We start from the raw sequence: 17211 nt of genomic DNA on the forward strand, positions 1-17211 counted from the left end.
GGGCAGATAAAGAAGATGGGCGCGTACAATCGATAAATGGACAGAGCAGCACACGGCAGCGGTTTACCGGCGGCGGAAAAAACGTTGTAAACTGCTTGACAACAATGGAGGTTGTGTTATACTAACTGTTGTTAGCTAAAACTAATTGCGGCATTTATTTTTTTTGACAGAGAGTTAGCTAAAAGCAACTTTTGTGGAAGAACAGAGGTCACCGGACTGCATCCTCACAGTGCAGACCGGTGCAAAATAAGGGGTGGCAGACCGGATATGATGATCAATAAGCGGCTGATACAGACAGTGGGCGAGAGCAAAAAGTACATAGCGGCAGGGGTTCTGTGGCAGTGGTGCAGCTTGCTGGCCAACGTGGGGATGATCTTTACCATCACCTGGTTTTTGCAGCGCCTATTTTTTGAGCAGGCGGTGCGCGGCGACTTTTTGCTGGTGGCGGTGGTGTGTGCGGCCAGCCTGCTGCTGCGCTATATCTGTACGCGCAAAGCCAGCGATATGAGCTACCTGTCGGCCAAAGCGGTAAAAAGGACGCTGCGCAGCCAAATATTCAAAAAACTGCTCCACCTGGGGCCCGCTTACAGCCAACAGGTGCCCACCTCAGAGGTGGTACAGATCACCGTGGAGGGCGTGGATCAGCTCGAGACCTACTTTGGCGCCTATCTGCCACAATTTTTTTACAGTATGTTGGCGCCGCTGACGCTGTTTGCCGTGCTGGCACCGATCAGTTTGCCGTCGGCTATTGCCCTGCTGGTGTGTGTGCCGCTGATACCGGTATCTATTGCGGCGGTGCAGACCTTTGCAAAAAAGCTGTTATCGCGGTACTGGAGCCAGTACACGACGTTGGGAGACACTTTTTTAGAGAACCTACAGGGGCTTACTACCTTGAAGATCTACCGGGCAGATGCCTATAAGAACCAGCAGATGAACGAGGAGGCAGAGAAGTTTCGCAAGATCACCATGCGCGTGTTGACTATGCAGCTGAACTCGATCACCGTGATGGACCTAGTGGCCTACGGCGGGGCAGCGCTGGGGGTCGTCCTCTCGGTCACTCGCTACCGGGCGGGAGCGGTATCGCTGGCCGGTTGTCTGGCGATCATCCTGCTGTCAGCCGACTTCTTTATCCCCATGCGCCAGTTGGGCAGCTTTTTTCACATCGCCATGAACGGAATGGCTGCCAGTGACAAGATCTTTCATCTGCTCGACCTGCCGCAGCCCCCGCCCAAACACAAGACAGTCGATCCGTGCCGCTGCACAGTTACCTGCCGGAACTTGTGCTATACCTATGCCGGCACCGAGCGGGAGGTACTGCACCAGGTAGATATGGATATTCCCGCTAAGGGCTTGACGGCTGTCGTGGGTGACAGCGGGTGTGGGAAATCTACCATCGCCTCGATCTTGACCGGGCGCAGCAGCGGCTACAGCGGCAGCGCCTGCATCGGCGGCGACGAGATAGCAGACCTCAATGCCGAGAGCCTGTTGCGCTCGGTCGTGTATGTGGGGCACGGAAGCTACCTGTTTGCCGGTACGGTGCGAGAGAACTTGCAGATGGCGGCCCCACAGGCGGAAGATGCACAGCTGTGGGCAGTGCTCGAGCGGGCCCACATCGCCGACTTTTTGCAAGCGGAGCAGGGGCTTGATACCGTGATCGCCGAGGGGGGCAGCAATTTTTCGGGTGGGCAGTGCCAGCGTTTGGCGCTGGCCAGAGCGCTGCTTTATGATGCCGCTGTATATATCTTTGACGAGGCGACCTCCAACGTCGATGTGGAGAGCGAAAACGATATTATGGAGCAGATCGTAAAACTGGCCGAAGAGAAGACGGTCATCCTCATCTCGCACCGATTGGCTGCGGTGGTGCCGGCGCAGAACATCTATGTGCTGCAGGCGGGACGGGTAGTGGAGAGCGGAATGCACCACCAGCTGCTGGAGAGACAGGGGCACTACCACGCCTTGTGGAGCGCACAGCAGGAACTGGAGATGTACGGAGAGGGGGGCATACAGTGAAAAAGAGAAGTTCGATCGCGATCGGGGCCCGGCTGATCGGGCTGGTAAGACCGCTGCTTGGCTACATGATAGCCGCTGTCACTATGGGGCTGGTGGGCCACCTGTGTGCCGCGCTCATCACCGTGTTGGGCGGCTATGCACTATTAGATGTAGCCGGGCTGAGCGTGCCGGTGGGTATGCATGCCGCCTTTTGGTGCTGCTGCATTTTTGCCGTGCTGCGGGGTGTGTTGCGCTATGGTGAGCAGGCCCGCAACCACTTCATCGCCTTTAAGCTGCTGGCGCTCATCCGCGACAAGGTGTTTTTGGCGCTGCGGCGGTTGTGCCCCGCCAAGCTGGAGGGGCGGGACAAAGGCGATCTCATCGCGGTCATCACCGCTGATATCGAGCTGCTGGAGGTGTTTTACGCCCATACGATCTCGCCGATAGTCATCGCTCTGCTCATGTCGGTACTGTTTAGCGTGTTTATCGGGCTGTATCACTGGGTGTTGGGTGTGGCAGCGGCGGTGGCCTATCTGCTGGTGGGAGTGCTGGTGCCGCTGTATATAGCCCGCCGCGGCGGGCGTGACGGCGCTGCATTTCGCACCCAGTCTGGGGCGCTGAGCAGTTACGTGCTGGGCAGCCTGCGGGGCTTGTCGGAAATCATGCAGTACGCCGCCGGCAGCCGTCGGCTTGAGCAGATGGAGGTCAAGACTGATGATCTGGCTCAGGTAGAGCAGCGCATGCGCCAAAATACCGGGCGCAACACAGCCCTCACCAACACGGTGATCCTGCTGTCTGATATCGGTATGCTGTTTTTGGCGGCTTGGCTGTATCAGACCGGCCGGCTGGGTTTTGACGGGGCGCTTATCGCCACGATCGCCCTGATGAGCTCTTTTGGGCCGGTCATTGCCTTGGCCAATCTGGGCAGCACGCTGCAAAATACCTTTGCCGCTGCTGACCGGGTACTGGATATCTTGGATGAGCAACCGGTGGCCGAGGAGATAGCTGGCCAGCCAAAGACCACGTTTTCTGGTGCGTCGGTACAGGACCTGACCTTTTCTTATGGAGACGAGACCATCTTGCAAAATATGTCACTGGCGCTGAGACCGGGCACGGTAACAGGTATCGTTGGGCGCAGCGGCAGCGGCAAATCTACACTGCTCAAACTGCTGATGCGCTTTTGGCCGGCGGCACCGGGCAGCGTACAGGTCTCTGACCGGGACATCGGGGCTGTCAATACCGCCGATCTGCGGCAGATGGAGAGCTATGTGACGCAACAGACCCACCTGTTTAGCGGCAGTATTGGTGACAACCTGCGCATCGCCCGGCTCGATGCCACCCAGCAGGAGATAGAGGAGGCCTGCAAAAGGGCCTCGGTACATGACTTTATTGCCGCTTTACCGCAGGGGTACGACACCCCGGTGGGAGAACTGGGCAGCACGCTCTCTGGCGGGGAGCGACAGCGCATCGGGTTGGCCCGCGCCTTTTTACACGGTGCCCCGCTTTTACTGCTGGATGAACCGACCAGCAATCTGGACAGCCTCAACGAGGCGGTGATCCTCAAGTCGCTGGCGCAGGAGCGCGGGCAGAAGACGGTAGTGCTGGTGTCGCACCGGCAGTCTACCATGCGCATCGCCGATACCGTGTACTCGGTGGAGAACGGGAGGATGAGCTGATGGCCGATACCACTACCAAACGACAGCGTGAAAAGGAGATGGTGGGGCAGATGATCGCGTTGTACTGCAAAAAGAAGCACCGCTGCCGGGAGAGGCTATGCCCTGCATGCACAGCGCTGCGCGACTACGCCTTTAGCCGCAGTGACCGCTGCCCCTTTATGGAGACCAAGACTTTTTGCTCGAACTGCAAGGTGCACTGCTATCAGCCGCAGATGCGCAAACAGATACGTCAGGTCATGCGCTTTTGCGGACCGAGGATGCTCTTTTACCACCCGGTGCTGGCCGTGCGGCACCTGGTGGAGAGGAGGCGGGAGAAAAAGAGAATGGGGGAGAGGTAATGCGCGTGAAGAAATTGCTGTTTTTGCTGGTGGGTTTTTTGAGTTTGGCGGCTGGCACGATTGGTGTGGTGCTGCCGATATTGCCTACAGTGCCGTTTTACCTGCTCACGGTGTTCTGCTTTGCCCGCAGCTCTGAACGGCTGCACAGCTGGTTTGTGGCCACCGGCCTATACAAAAAACACCTGGAGCCGTTCGTGCAGAAACGGGGCATGACGCTGCGGACTAAATTTACCATTATGGGCTGCGCTTCGCTGATGATGGGGATCGGTTTTTTGCTGATGCACCGCGTGCCGGTGGGCCGTATCGTGCTGGCAGCAGTGTGGGTATTTCATATTTTTTACTTTTTGTTTGCCATTAAGACGCTGCCGGCCACGGGAGAGCGGCAGGAAGCCTATCCCCACTGCTACCGGCTGAAGGTGCACGGGATGCACTGTGCGGACTGCGCAGACCGGCTGACCTGTGCGCTGGAGAAACATGAGAAGATTCGGGCCAAGGTGGACTACACCACCAAGACGGCTACCGTCTACACCAGGACACCGCTGCCCGACAGCACGCTTTCGCGGCTGGTGAGCAGGGCCGGATACCAGCTGACAGCGGTGGAAAAGACGGTGTAAAGGACGGCAAAACAGGCAGATCACAGAAAAAAAGAGGGGCAAATTGCGGGGAAAAACGCAGTTTGGCCCTCTTTTAGCAGTGTTTGGCAGGTAGACAGCGGCGTGCAGAGATCGGTATAATAAAGAGAGAGGCGGCAGACAGGGGGGCCGCAAAAGAATTTGACCTGCCCGGCACCAAGCGCGGTGTGTATTGAGCGGGTATAAGATAGGAGGTACGCGCATGATCCATGCTGTGGGAGAAAAGATAGACCTGCCCGGCGGCCAGCAGATGCCCGGATTTGGCCTGGGCTGTTACAGGGCGCAGGGGGAGGAACTGGTGCAGGCCATACGCTGGGCGGTGCAGGCGGGATATCGCATGTTTGACACCGCCACCCGCTATTTGAATGAGGACCAGGTGGGGCGCGGCATACGCAGCTGCGGACTAGAGCGGGAACAGGTGTGTGTAGTGAGCAAGCTGTGGCCGACTAGCTTTGAGCGGCCGCAGGAGGGGCTGCGCTACAGCTTGAGACAGCTGGATATCGGCTATATCGACGGCTATCTGCTGCACTGGCCGGGCACTGATCGAGAGGCCCGCTTTCGCGCCTGGGAGACAGTACTGGAGGCGGTGGAGCACGGACAGGTGCGCTTTGCCGGGGTATCGAACTTTTTGCCGGAACAGATCGAGGAGCTCATTGAGAAATTTGGCGTGGTGCCAGCGGTGAACCAGGTGGAACTGCACCCCTGGTACCCCCAGTGGGAGACGCAGGCCTATTGCCGGCAGCGCGGTATAGCGTTGACCGCTTGGGGGCCTATTTTTCGCGGACACATCGATGAGGTACCGCTGATGCAGCAGCTGGCCGAGCGATACCACAAGTCGCCGGTACAGGTGACGCTGCGGTGGCACCTGCAAAAAGGGTTGGTGGTGATCCCCAAATCGACCAATCGGGAGCGCATAGCCGAGAATGCCGCCCTGTTTGACTTTGCACTGAGCGAGACGGATATGGCGGCTATTGACGCTTTGGCCTGTGGCCGCCATTTCGGCGGCGACCCGCGGCAGTACGACGGCAGTGACTTTTTGCTGCCGGTGCAATAAGGTGAGTACTGGTGTGCTGGTGTGCTGGTGTGCTGGTGTGTTGGGGCGCCGGCGCTCATGCCCGGTAGCAGGCGACACAGGGGGCATATGCAGCCGTGTAGCCGCGCACATCACTATATAAACTACATATGATTTGGATAAAAAGATGCCAGACCGCTGATGGTCTGGCATCTTTTTATTGGTAGTGCCGTGGGCGGAAAGTAGGAGCGCAAAACTTTTGCACGGCGAGCGGTGACAAAATATACATGGTTGATGGCGACGCAAATTATTAATAAACTGTTAAAACAGGCAAAAAATGAAGAAAAATTGCAAGATCAAAAAAGATACTGGGAAGCTGGGGACATTGGTGCTATAATTTGTCTAACATAGGACGATGATAGAGGTGGTATTTTGGAAAAAGTATTGATCCTGGTGATAGATGGCTGTGCGCCCGCTTACCTGACCGAGCAGACGGCCCCCAAACTATTTGCGCTGGCCCGGCAGCGGGGCTTTGTAAAGACGGTGCGGTGTGCGATGCCTTCGGTGACTAACGTGAACCACGCCTGTATTTTGTCGGGGAGGTGGCCGGCGGAGACCGGAGTGGTAGGCAATTACTACTATGACCCCAATACCGGCTGTGAGGGCTTTATCGAGGAGCGGGGCTATATGCGGGCACCGACCATTTTGCAGCGCTGCCAGCAGGCGGGGGGCAAAACAGCGCTGTTTACCGTAAAGGGAAAGGTACTGGGCGTGTACGGCGCGGGCGCCGACATTGGCCTGAGCGCACAGGACCCGGACCCCGTGCTGCTGCGGCGATACGGGCTGGACTGGCCGCCGACTATACAGAGTATAGAGGCGACGGACTGGATCGTACGGGCGGCTTGCCGCTGCATAGAGAGGGAGGACCCCGACCTGGTGTACTGCACCACCAACGACTATATATTTCACCACTTTGCCCCCGGCAGCGAGCCAGCGCGCGCCCAGATCGCGGCAGTGGATGACTGCCTGGCCCAACTGGCGGCGAGCCAGCCGCACCGGCAGATATACATTACAGCCGACCACGGTATGAACCAGAAAAAGACGATCTTGAACTTTCAGGCCATGGCTGACCGGGCCGGGTTACGGACATATTGCCTGCCGCCGCTGAAAGACCGCTACATCGAAAACCACATCTACCAGGAGGGGGGCATGCTATACGTATTTTTAAAGGAACCGCTGCAGAGAGAAGCATTTTTAAATTTTGCCCAGAGCTGCCCGCAGGTGGAAGAGGTACTGACTGCCGCCCAGGCGGCGGCCCGCTACCACCTGCCACAGGACCAGATCGGCGACTATGTACTGCTGGCCGGCAGAGATTGCGCTTTTGGCGAGGTGGAGGGAGAACTGCTGTGCACCGAAGCGTCGCGGTCTCACGGTTCGGAATACGAGCGAGAGATACCGCTGCTCGCGCTGGGGGCGCTGCGGCCGGAAAAGGCATACCGCTACCACAAGGATATAGCCGCCTATCTGCAGTTTTAGTGAATAGACGACAGAGCGGCACAGGTGGCAGCAGGAGCGTGCAGCGTGAGAGCGGCCGCCAAACGAGATGGCTTGCTGGGGATGTATCCGCTGTGTGTATATTCTGCGCAGAGCGCCCGTGTACGGGTGCCAGTTTGAGTGTGCGGTGAGCTGAAGAGACGGGGGCTGCGGGGATGGTCGTCTGGGCATAGGTGCGTTCCAGTGCGGCTTGGCACAGCCCAGACTAGCCCAGCATAACACAGCACACATAGGCGCAGTTCAGTGCGGGGCAACAGCTGGCCGGGGAGTGGATCTGGTGCATAGACGGCAGTAGGTGGGTCCTTTGAAAAAAGCAGGTGTAGGATGGATGGCGGGCATACAGATCAGTGCAGTGCCAGCAGGACCTTTAAGAAGGCGAGTGGCTGTATTGCTGTTGCGGTCCGCTGCTGAGGCGGTTTGCTTTTGCACCTCGGTGTGCTCGCTGCCCGTGTATGGGCAGGCAGCGCCTGGGAAGAAATCTGGCCGACAGCCAGACGTCTGTCAGCCGGTCTTGGCACCACTTATTACGGCCTGTACGATACTTTGGATGTAGAAAAGTCTGATCTTTTTTGTTTAGCGCTTTCGTTCTGTACCGGATGGAGCATAGCAAATTGGGCTCTGCTGAAATACCCGCGCATGAGTGTGTAAAAATGGTGGAGCTCACGGGGAGATGGGCCAGTGCTACAGCGCGCGCTTTTATTTTGGGGGATAGACTTGGAAGTGACCGCCCACATCGTGCGGATGTTCTATTTTAGCCGCGCCGAATAGTTTTCGTGGCCACTATACAGATTTATCTGTTACACCGTATGGCAGACGACAGAACTGCTATACGCTGGCAGGCGGATGGGGCACAGAAAGATTTGCGACTGGTTAGTACGGTGAAGACTTTTTGCTTGAACGACGAGAGAAAGCTGGTAGCAGAGGGCTTACTTACATAGAAAAGCAGGGGAAACGATGTCGGTTTTCCCTGCTTTTTGCCTTATATAGTACTATTGTGTTGATATTATACTAAAAGTATAATATAGGAAATGAAACAAAAAGTCGATTGCGGCGACCTTGGAGAAAACTGCGGTACACAGATAAGTGCGAATGCCGAAATACGGACCAACGGTGGCGCTGTGTACATAGTGGTTGTCCGGAGGATACCTCTACATAATTGGCTGCAAATACATGCATACATAGGGCCCGACACTTATGATGATTTTGTACACAGTAGGCCACCAACAATGATGCGGTCAGGACTGTATGAAAATGTTTGTGTGTGCCGCTCATTGTCAAGGGCTGTATACATATGGCGGTTTGATGTGGGGCGCGCCGGTAGATCTGATCTTGAATATCTGTGCGTGGGGGCGAAGGATTAACGGTACCATACATATACGGTGGGGCGCCGACAGTTACATGGGCCCGGCCAAACGCAAATAGTCGCATAAGGGTGACGGGACTTTTAGCTTATAGCCGTGGGCGCCCAGCGGGGTGATGCTGACCATACCTACATGGTTGCTTTTGAATGCCTGCGCAGAGCTCACTATATAGCTGCACCTGTACAGTGGGGATGAGTGGTAGGTGGCATGTGGTAGGTGGTATTTGGAATTTTATAGGTATCATGGAAAGTTGACTGCTTGCGACAGCGTGGGGACGGCAGGGATGTGTGCGCGCCTGTTCGCAAAGAGAGGTATGGGCAGACATGGGGCGCATTATGTACGGCTATGCGCGTGTGGTGGGATGTTGGAGGTCATACCTGTACAGCGGGTTTGGAATAGATGGTTGCGGTCTGTCGCCAATTGCTGTGTACACGGTGTGGGCGGTATTGGAGCTTTATGGGTAGTTGTGTATGTTTGCGAGAGGCTTGTTGCTTGCTGCTTGTAGCTGGGTGGGGCGGCGGCTATATGTGCATGACTGTGTACAAAGGGAGGGGGAGGTGCCGGTCGCGCTATGTGTGGATATGCGCGCACAGTGGGGTGTAGGTGGTGACACGTGTGGCCGGTTGAAAACAGGTGGATGGTTATGGATGGTTGCGGTCTGGTATAAATTGTCATGTACATGGTGTACGGGTGGCATTTAGAACTTTACAGGCGGTTGTAAGTAGTCGGTGCGAGGTTTATTGCCTATAGTTATATGTACCAAGGCAGGATACCGTTGGCGATGTATGCGTGGTGGGCTGCGGGTAGGCGTGTGCGGATGGGTGCGTGCCAATGGGCGGGTATGTGGTGTGCGGCGGATATTGGTATGAGCAGGGGTGATTGTGCGGCTACGTACGCAGGGATCGTTATAAATGACTGTATCTGTACACGCACACAGGTGCAGTGGCGTTTTGGGGGTAATATCTGTGTAACAGGTTGCAAAAGACCGGTGGGCGTGGATGGGCACGGCGCAACGGCGATATCTGTGCGCGGGGTGGGGGTTGGGCCTACACAGGTAGTTGTGCATACTCGAGCAGGGCCCACTGTTTGCGGCTGTGTGGGAGCGGCACTTACACGCACGTAGCTGTGGCTGTGTACAAAGGAGGACAGGGGTAGGTGCAGGGCTTACTGCGTATGGCTATGTGTACCCAGGTGGGGGACCGGTGGTGTTGTATGCGTGATGGGCTGCAGGTAGATGTGTGCGGCGGATATTGGTATGAAGAGGGGTGATTGTGTGGCTACGTACGCAGGACTCATTATGAATGCCTGTATATACACAAGCGCAGCGGCGTTTTGGGGGCTATACCTGTGTAACAGGTTGCAGAGATCGGCGGGCGCGGATGGGCGCGGCGCAACGGCGATATCTGTGCGCGGGGTGGGGCTTGGGAGCCTACACAGGTAGTTGTGCATACTCGAGCAGGGCCTACGGTTTGCGACTGCGTATGTTCGGCGGAGGAGCTGGTAATTGTATGGAATGTCTGCAATACAGATGGCCATCGATCGGGGCACGCGTACACGCGTACGGGAGTTTGTGGTCGATGACCGTGTACACAGTGGATTGCAGGAGAGCGGACGCTCTGTATACGGCGGGTGGCAGATAGAGAGGTCGCGGACCAGTACCAACCACTCTATACAGCTGGTGTATGGCCTGCATGGAGGCTGAGAGACACTTGTGTAGAGAGTAGAGACCTATTTTTATGGCTGTGTGTGTATGGAGCAGTTTTTCGGTGGCCGTATGATGCGTGCGGCCAGACGTGAATATATGGGGGAGATACATCGGCGATGTCTGTAGGGGCGACGGGCTTTGATATACTTATACGAGTAGTTGAGAGAGCCTGTTCGCGCGCATGCGTGAGGCCTATCGGTCGTGACCGCACATTAGCGCATTAAAAACAGGCCTACATAGCTGTACGATGTAGGCCTGTGGGGTATATGTGCATGTTCAGCCTGCGAATAGGCGTATGGGCGTGCCCCGTCCCGGCGCTGGTAGCTTTTGGCTTTGTGCGGTGGGCGGCTGGCCGCGGCCTTTTGCAGCTGGCTATCGGTCATGTTATCTGGAGTTACGGGGTTACAGGGCGCCGTCGAGGAATTTTTGTGCGTTGGCGATGACTTTATCGGTGAGGCGCTGGGTGCACTGGATCGAGGCGCCGGAGCCCTGTTGGGTGTACAGCACGCCCCGTATGCCCTGCAGCTGATCGGCGGCTGTGCCCATGCCGCAACCGTCGCAGAGATAGTAGTTATCAGGATCGGCGGCCAGCCAGTTTTTGAGAGCCTCTATCTCGAAGGTGGGGCCCAGCGAGGTGTTGAGCAGGATCTTGCCCCCGCCAAAGTGGGAAAAAGCCTCGCTGTCGAGCAGGTGCAGGCCCCGGGGCAGATGGGTGGAGACGGCGTCGCAGGTCTTTAGCAGCTGGTGCAGCGGCAGGTAGGTGAGACCGCGCTCCTCCTGGCTGGGTTTGCGGGTACGGCTGTAGTAGTAGAGCTCGCAGCCGAAATAGCGCAGTGCGTCGGCCAACAGGATACCCACGGTGCCCAGACCGATGATGCCCACCTTGAGACCGCCCAGCTCTCGCGGCCGGCCCTTATATAGCGGGCCGCCAAAACCGTGCAGCAGCTGGATGAGGGCGGAGAGCTCGTACTCGATGACACCGTTGTCGCCGTAGTCGAAGATACCGGTGACCGGGACGCCCAGCTCCTGAGCGGTGCGGATGTCGACGTTGGCGCTGTCGGGGCCGTACAGGCTGCAGCACATGCCGATATACTTGAGGTCTTTGGCTGCGCGGATGGCCCGGCCGCTGATGGGCGTCTTGTATGAGACCAGCAGACAGTCGGCGCCTTGCAGACGGTCGATGACCGTCTGCTCGTCGGGGAGGTCGCAGTAAAAGTCGGCCTGTTGGCTCATGGCCTGCAGGCGCTGGATGCCGTTTTGGTTGATGCCGGTCTGATCGACCGCCACCAGATGCCTGAATTTTTGCATGGACACACGCTCCTTTAAAAAGTATACAGTGTACAGTGTACAGGGCGGCGGTGGTGCCGCCGGGGGATGCGTACAGTATCATAACGGAAGCCCGCCCTGTACCCGGACAGGGCGGGCTGATCGTCTGGGGGAAATATGGGCTCTAGTAGCCGGCGGTACCGGTGAGCGACTCGTCGTTTTCGATCCACTCGCTGGAGACGTCGATGGTGCGGTAGACGTCGCGGGTGTCACGGATGATGACGGTGTCGATGCCGGCGTTGATGATGAGCCGCTTGCACATGGAGCAGGAATTGGCGTTTTGCACGTAGGCGCTGGTGCGCGCGTCTTTGCCCACCAGGTACATGGTGGCGCCGATGGTCTTGGAGCGCTCGGCGGAGATGATGGCGTTGGCCTCGGCGTGGACGCTGCGGCACATCTCGTACCGCTCGCCGCGGGGGATCTGCAGCTTTTCGCGCAGGCAGTAGCCCATGTCGCAGCAGTTTTTGCGGCCGCGGGGAGCCCCCACGTAACCGGTGGAGATGATCTCGTCGTTGGAGACGATGATAGCGCCGTAGTGGCGGCGCAGACAGGTGCTGCGGGAGAGTACGCTCTCGGCGATATCTAAATAGTAGTTGATCTTATCTCTTCTGGCAGACATTGCAGTGACACCTCTTTGCGGGAAAATTGGGGAGAGCGGCAAAAGAAAGTTTTCCGCTTTTCTCTTATCATAGTGCATCGACGGCTGTTTTTCAATTCCAAGTGGGTAAAAATTGTGACAAAGCAGCTAAAAAAGTGGTCGACGGGGTGCTTTTAGAGGGGAAAATAGATGATTTGTTTTGCCCCGACCGGCGCTTTTATGGTATACTGACAGCAAAGCGGGCGCTGTGCCCGCCACAAGGAGGGGACGACATTGACAGCTGAGCAGGAAAAGACGCTGGTACAAAAGGCGATCGAGGCCACCGCCGGAGCTTATGTGCCCTACAGCGGGTTTCGCGTGGGGGCCTGTGTGCTGGGCGAGGACGGGGAGTTCTACACCGGTTTTAATGTGGAGAACTCGTCTTACGGGGCCACCATCTGCGGGGAGCGCACCGCTATTTTGCACATGCTGGCCAGCGGGAAATCGCGCAAGATGCGGGCGTTGGCTATTGCCTCGACCATGGGGAAGGACCTGAGCTGCTGCGGCATCTGCCGCCAGTTTATGGTGGAATTCATCGAGTCGGGGGACATGCCCATCTACGCCAGCGACATGCAGGGCAATTTTGAAAAGACCACCTATGACGAGATCATGCCCAAGGCGTTTGCCTCGTTTAAAGCCACAGCCCAGGGGTAGACGCGTATAGGGCCTGTATAGGGCCTATTGAGATCAGCAGGCCGGCCGGCAGCGCCGCGTTGCCCCCCAGTGGGGAGCGCCGCTGTGGCCCGGCGAGATAAAAGAGGAGGAGCGAGCGCTATGGCGATCAGCAGAGAACAGGAAGAGATACTGATAAAAAAATCGATCGAGGCGGCACCGGGTGCCTATGTGCCCTACAGCGACTTTCATGTGGGGGCCTGCGTGCTGGGCGAGGACGGCAATTTTTACACCGGTTTCAACATCGAGAACGTCTCGTACGGGGCGACCACCTGCGGCGAGCAGGCGGCGGTCATAAGCATGCTGACCAATTCTAGCTGCCGCAAAATAAAGGCGCTGGCGGTGGCGGCGGGCAACAGCTGCGACTCGATGCCGTGTGGGATCTGCCGCCAGTTTTTGTGTGAGTTCGTCGAGAGCCCGGAGGTGCCCATCTACTCGGTGGCGATGGACGGCCGCTACATGGTAAAGCCCTTTAGCGAGGTGATGCCGTACGCCTTTATGAACTTTGAGAAGGACGGCACCGACAAATAGATGGATGGTTTGTGGAAGATAGGGTCGATCAAGGATATTTTGGGGCGGCACGGTTTTACCTTTTCCAAGTCGCTGGGGCAGAACTTTTTAGTGAACCCCGCGGTGTGCCCGCGCATGGCCGACAGCTGTGGTGTGGATGCGCAGTCGGGCGTGATCGAGGTGGGGCCGGGCCTGGGCGTGCTGACCTGTGAGCTGGCCCGCCGGGCCCGGAAGGTGGTGGCCATTGAGCTGGACGAGCGGCTGCTGCCGGTGCTGGATGAGACGCTGGATGAGTTTGGCAATGTGCGGGTGATAAACGGCGATGTGCTGAAGCTGGACCTGCGCCAGATCATAGCCGACGAGTTTGGCGGTATGGACGTGTGCCTGTGCGCCAACCTGCCCTACTATATCACCTCGCAGGTGATCATGAGGCTGCTGGAGGAGCGGCTGCCGCTGCGCAGCATTACCGTGATGGTGCAAAAGGAGGCCGCCCAGCGGCTGTGCGCCCCCATGGGCAGCCGGGACTGCGGTGCGGTGACGGCGGCGGTACACTATTACAGCGAGCCGGAGATCCTCTTTAAGGTGTCGAAAGGCAGCTTTATGCCCGCCCCCAAAGTGGACTCGGCGGTGATACAGCTGCATGTGCGGCAGCAGACCCCCGACCTGGGCTGCGACGAACGCCAGTTTTTTAAAGTGGTGCGGGCGGCGTTTGCCGGCCGCCGCAAGACGGCGATCAACAGTGTGAGCATGTCGCTGGGCATAGAGAAAGAGCGGGTGGCGGCTGCCTTTGCCGCCGCCGGAATCGCCCCCACCAGCCGCGCCGAGCAGCTGCAGCTGCAGCAGTACGCGGCGCTGACGGCAGCGCTGTACGGCGGCAAATAGTAGGAAATGACCGGAATAAGAGCCAGAAACTGACAGATAATCTGTTGGTTTTCTGGCTTTTTAATATCTGAATTGAAAATTGTAGAGAAATGTGGTAAAGTGTACATTGTCATTCTGTGCAGAACGTGTGTCTTTTTTGGCGTATATGCATAAAAAAACAGATCTGGTGCGTGCAGACCTGTAAAACTACGCCAGTGAAACCGGGGCAGCGGGATGAACGGAAATGTACAGATTATAGGTCATACTGTGAAAAAGGAGAGGACGTAAGATGAAAAAAGTCGTTTCGATGATCCTGTGTGCAGTGCTGATGCTGGGCGTATTTGCCGGCTGCGGCGCGCAGAAACCGGAGGATGTCATCAAATCGGAGTTCAAGGCCATCAGCAGCCTGAAGGATGACGAGTACACCAAAGTGCTGGGCGACTCGCTGGGCCAGTCGGGCCTGGGCACCGACAACGAGGAGAAGCTGGTAGAGGCGCTGCTAAAGAACCTGAGCTGCGAGACCGGCAAATCTACCGTAAACGGCGATACCGCCACTGTTGCCTGCAAGATCACCAACGTGAACTTTGGCGAGGCCATCCAGCAGGGCTACCAGGATGCGCTGGCCAACGCGATCGCCAATATGGGGACCTTGTCGGAGGATGAGCTGACCCAGCAGACCAGTGACATTCTGGTCGACGCGCTGGTCAATGCCGACGCCAGCAACAAGATCACTCTGGATGTAAACATCGAGCTGAAGAAGGTCAGCGGTAAGTGGGAGATCCAGGAGAGCGACGAGCTGACCAACGCGATCGTGGGCGATATGATAAACGCCATGCAGGAGCTGCAGTAAGCGACAGCTGAAACTGTAGAGAAACGCGGCCGGGAGACCGGAACGCGCCCCCAATAGAAAAGGCCCCCGGCAACAGGCACAGAGTCTGTTTTCGGGGGCCTTTTTTGCGCTTGGGCCTTTTGAGCGGGCATGGGGGTACCGGGGGCACATGGGGCGCCAGTACCGAGGGCGCAGGCCACGGAGCTGCTGAGGAGACGGTGCTATTTGAAGGGGGCCGTAGCCGCTGCGGGAAAGACCGGCCGTATACCACCCGTACGGGTGGTGGGCTTTGATAGAAACCTACCGGTGGAAAAACTCTTTGCGCCGGGGCCGCAGGATCGGCCGGAGAGCGGTGATCTTTGGCGCGCAGACATTGGCGGTCGTGCCGGCGGTTCGACACAGTGTTATGTTGGTGTAGTGCTGTAGTAATGTTTTGGAGGCGTGCGGGGGATATCTGCTGACAACGATTGCCGGCGGCAGGCGGGATATACACTCTATAATGGCGCCCAGTGCCCGGCCTGACAGCGTCCGGTGGGGAGATGCCGGTCGAGGAGGCACTGAGGAGCAGCCGCCGGTTTGGCAGGAGCAGGACAAAGCGGCACCGATGACGGGGGCAGGCAGAGTTGGGGGGCGGCAAAACACCGGCGTGGCGTTGCCCGGACCGGGAGCAGCGTACAGCTGCTGTCTGAGAGCAGCGGGTGTTTGACCTCGGGGCGGCGAGTGGGCTCTGCGCTGAACATGAGCACATGAGCATATGAACACACGAGCGCATGTTCAGTGCCCGGGCGGCGCCGGTGGCAGAGCGGGAGCGCTGGCGTATTGGTGTGCTGGAAGTGATCACCTGGGCCATTGGGGCCCGCGCGGGACGGCAGGGACTCGCCGTCGCCGGGTGGACCTGCCTGCTCGCGTGGGGGCTGTGCGAAGGCGTTTAGGCGCGGAGGAAGGTGGCGGCGTAGGCGGCCAAAAAGGCGGCGGCAGTGGGCAGCGAGCTGTCATCGAGGGCAAAGCGGGGGTTGTGGTGCACCCCGACGGTGCCGGGCTGACCGCTGTGGGCGCCGATGCGCAGGTAAAAGCCGGAAAAGGCGGACAGGAACTCGGCGAAGTCATCGGAGCCGGTATCGGGGTCGCCGGATGGGGCCAGAGGGATACCCAGCTGGGCACAGAGCGCCTGCCCGGCAGCGGCCGCCTCGGGATCGTTATAGCAGGGGGGGAGCATGCCCTCGAAGTCCAGTGTGGCCCGGCAGCCGTGGGCGGCGGCGATACCGGCGGCGATCTCTTCCATCGAGCGGCGGATGACGTCGATATCGCCGGGCTTAAAGTAGCGCAGATTGCCGCTGACCACCGCCTGTTCGGGCACAATGTTGAAGGCGGTGCCGGCGTGGAAGGTGCAGGGATTTATGACGCACACGTCGAACGGGGCGTGCCGATTGACCGGGATGGCGGAAAACTCGCGCAGGATGTCGCTGGCCGGGCGGATGGGGTCGCGGCAGAGATCGGGCCGGGAGCCGTGGCCGCCGGTGCCCGAGACGGTGAGCGTCCACTGGGCGATGCCGGCCATCATGGGGCCGGCGGGCAGCTGGATGTGGCCGCCCGGCAGCGAGCCGGAGACGTGGGCGGCGATGGCCTGATCTACGCCGCCGTTTTCTTTGAGGTAGTCGACGATCTGCCAGGCGCCGCCCTCACTGACTTCCTCGGCGGTCTGAAAGCAGAGGTACACGCTGCCGCACAGCGACTTTTGGTTTTGCAGCAGCAGTTTGGCCACCCCCAGCAGGCAGGCGGCGTGGTAGTCGTGCCCGCAGGCGTGCATGACGCCCGGCACCTGGCTGGCGTAAGAGAGGCCGGTCTCTTCCTGCAGGGGCAAGGCGTCGATATCGGCGCGGATGGCCAGGCGGCGGCCGGGGAGCGGGCCGTCGAGCCGGGCGATCACGCTGCGGTTTTTGAGTACGACCGGCTCAAGGCCCATGTTTTGCAGCTCCTGCTGGATGTGGCGGCTGGTGGCCGCCTCCTGCAGCGAGAGCTCGGGGAATTGGTGGAACTGGCGGCGCCAGAGCACCATGTAGTCGCCCAGTTGTTGGGCCTGTTTTTGAATCTCGGTCATGGGGCAGTCCT

General features: G+C 58.4%; 13 protein-coding genes. 10 read left to right on the plus strand and 3 right to left on the minus strand.

All coding sequences use genetic code 11. The features are described from left to right. Nucleotides 1-267 precede the first annotated feature (267 nt). The 6 genes from H8K20_RS01080 to H8K20_RS01105 all read left to right on the plus strand — a co-directional run bounded on the left by H8K20_RS01080 (nucleotide 268) and on the right by H8K20_RS01105 (nucleotide 7183). The gene (locus tag H8K20_RS01080; protein WP_186487219.1) at nucleotides 268-2010 is read left to right on the plus strand and encodes an ABC transporter ATP-binding protein/permease; all 1743 of its coding nucleotides are present in this window, start codon (nucleotides 268-270) and stop codon (nucleotides 2008-2010) included. Next, the gene (gene cydC, locus H8K20_RS01085) at nucleotides 2007-3665 is read left to right on the plus strand and encodes a thiol reductant ABC exporter subunit CydC (RefSeq protein WP_341480796.1); all 1659 of its coding nucleotides are present in this window, start codon (nucleotides 2007-2009) and stop codon (nucleotides 3663-3665) included. Before H8K20_RS01080 ends, cydC begins: the two co-directional genes overlap by 4 nt. Continuing rightward, nucleotides 3665-4003 carry a nitrous oxide-stimulated promoter family protein gene (locus H8K20_RS01090; protein ID WP_186487220.1) on the plus strand — a complete coding sequence of 113 codons (339 nt, stop codon included), beginning with the start codon at nucleotides 3665-3667 and terminating at the stop codon, nucleotides 4001-4003. Before cydC ends, H8K20_RS01090 begins: the two co-directional genes overlap by 1 nt. Nucleotides 4004-4008: 5 nt before the next feature. Then, the gene (locus H8K20_RS14130) at nucleotides 4009-4617 is read left to right on the plus strand and encodes a DUF454 family protein (protein WP_341480797.1); all 609 of its coding nucleotides are present in this window, start codon (nucleotides 4009-4011) and stop codon (nucleotides 4615-4617) included. A 220-nt stretch (nucleotides 4618-4837) separates the two neighbouring features. Continuing rightward, a complete protein-coding gene (locus H8K20_RS01100; protein WP_186487222.1) occupies nucleotides 4838-5689 on the plus strand; it encodes an aldo/keto reductase in 852 nt (283 codons plus the stop codon). Between the two features lie 390 nt (nucleotides 5690-6079). Beyond that, nucleotides 6080-7183, plus strand: a complete 1104-nt coding sequence (locus H8K20_RS01105) for an alkaline phosphatase family protein (protein WP_186487223.1) — start codon at nucleotides 6080-6082, stop codon at nucleotides 7181-7183. A 3486-nt stretch (nucleotides 7184-10669) separates the two neighbouring features. On the opposite strand, the gene H8K20_RS01110 is transcribed toward H8K20_RS01105, so the two are convergent. Then, complete coding sequence (locus tag H8K20_RS01110; RefSeq protein WP_186487224.1) at nucleotides 10670-11575, minus strand: NAD(P)-dependent oxidoreductase; 906 nt, start codon at nucleotides 11573-11575, stop codon at nucleotides 10670-10672. A gap of 142 nt (nucleotides 11576-11717) precedes the next feature. Continuing rightward, nucleotides 11718-12212, minus strand: coding sequence for a deoxycytidylate deaminase (locus tag H8K20_RS01115; protein ID WP_186487225.1), 495 nt, complete (start codon nucleotides 12210-12212; stop codon nucleotides 11718-11720). A 252-nt stretch (nucleotides 12213-12464) separates the two neighbouring features. Between H8K20_RS01115 and cdd the strand changes: the two genes are divergently transcribed. From cdd to H8K20_RS01135, 4 genes are all read left to right on the plus strand, one after another. After that, a complete protein-coding gene (cdd, locus tag H8K20_RS01120; RefSeq protein WP_105203333.1) occupies nucleotides 12465-12884 on the plus strand; it encodes a cytidine deaminase in 420 nt (139 codons plus the stop codon). A gap of 120 nt (nucleotides 12885-13004) precedes the next feature. Next, on the plus strand, nucleotides 13005-13433 hold the full coding sequence (locus H8K20_RS01125; protein WP_105203334.1) for a cytidine deaminase: 429 nt from the start codon (nucleotides 13005-13007) through the stop codon (nucleotides 13431-13433). Next, nucleotides 13434-14294, plus strand: coding sequence for a 16S rRNA (adenine(1518)-N(6)/adenine(1519)-N(6))-dimethyltransferase RsmA (rsmA, locus tag H8K20_RS01130; protein WP_186487226.1), 861 nt, complete (start codon nucleotides 13434-13436; stop codon nucleotides 14292-14294). A gap of 268 nt (nucleotides 14295-14562) precedes the next feature. Further along, a complete protein-coding gene (locus tag H8K20_RS01135) occupies nucleotides 14563-15123 on the plus strand; it encodes a DUF5105 domain-containing protein (protein ID WP_186487227.1) in 561 nt (186 codons plus the stop codon). Nucleotides 15124-16030: 907 nt separating this feature from the next. Here the strand turns inward: H8K20_RS01135 and H8K20_RS01140 are convergent. Next, nucleotides 16031-17200: a M20 metallopeptidase family protein gene (locus H8K20_RS01140; protein WP_186487228.1), complete on the minus strand. Its 1170-nt coding sequence runs from the start codon at nucleotides 17198-17200 to the stop codon at nucleotides 16031-16033. Nucleotides 17201-17211: the final 11 nt, after the last annotated feature.

This window comes from Neobittarella massiliensis (ex Bilen et al. 2018), assembly GCF_014269355.1.
Classification (GTDB): domain Bacteria; phylum Bacillota; class Clostridia; order Oscillospirales; family Ruminococcaceae; genus Neobittarella; species Neobittarella massiliensis.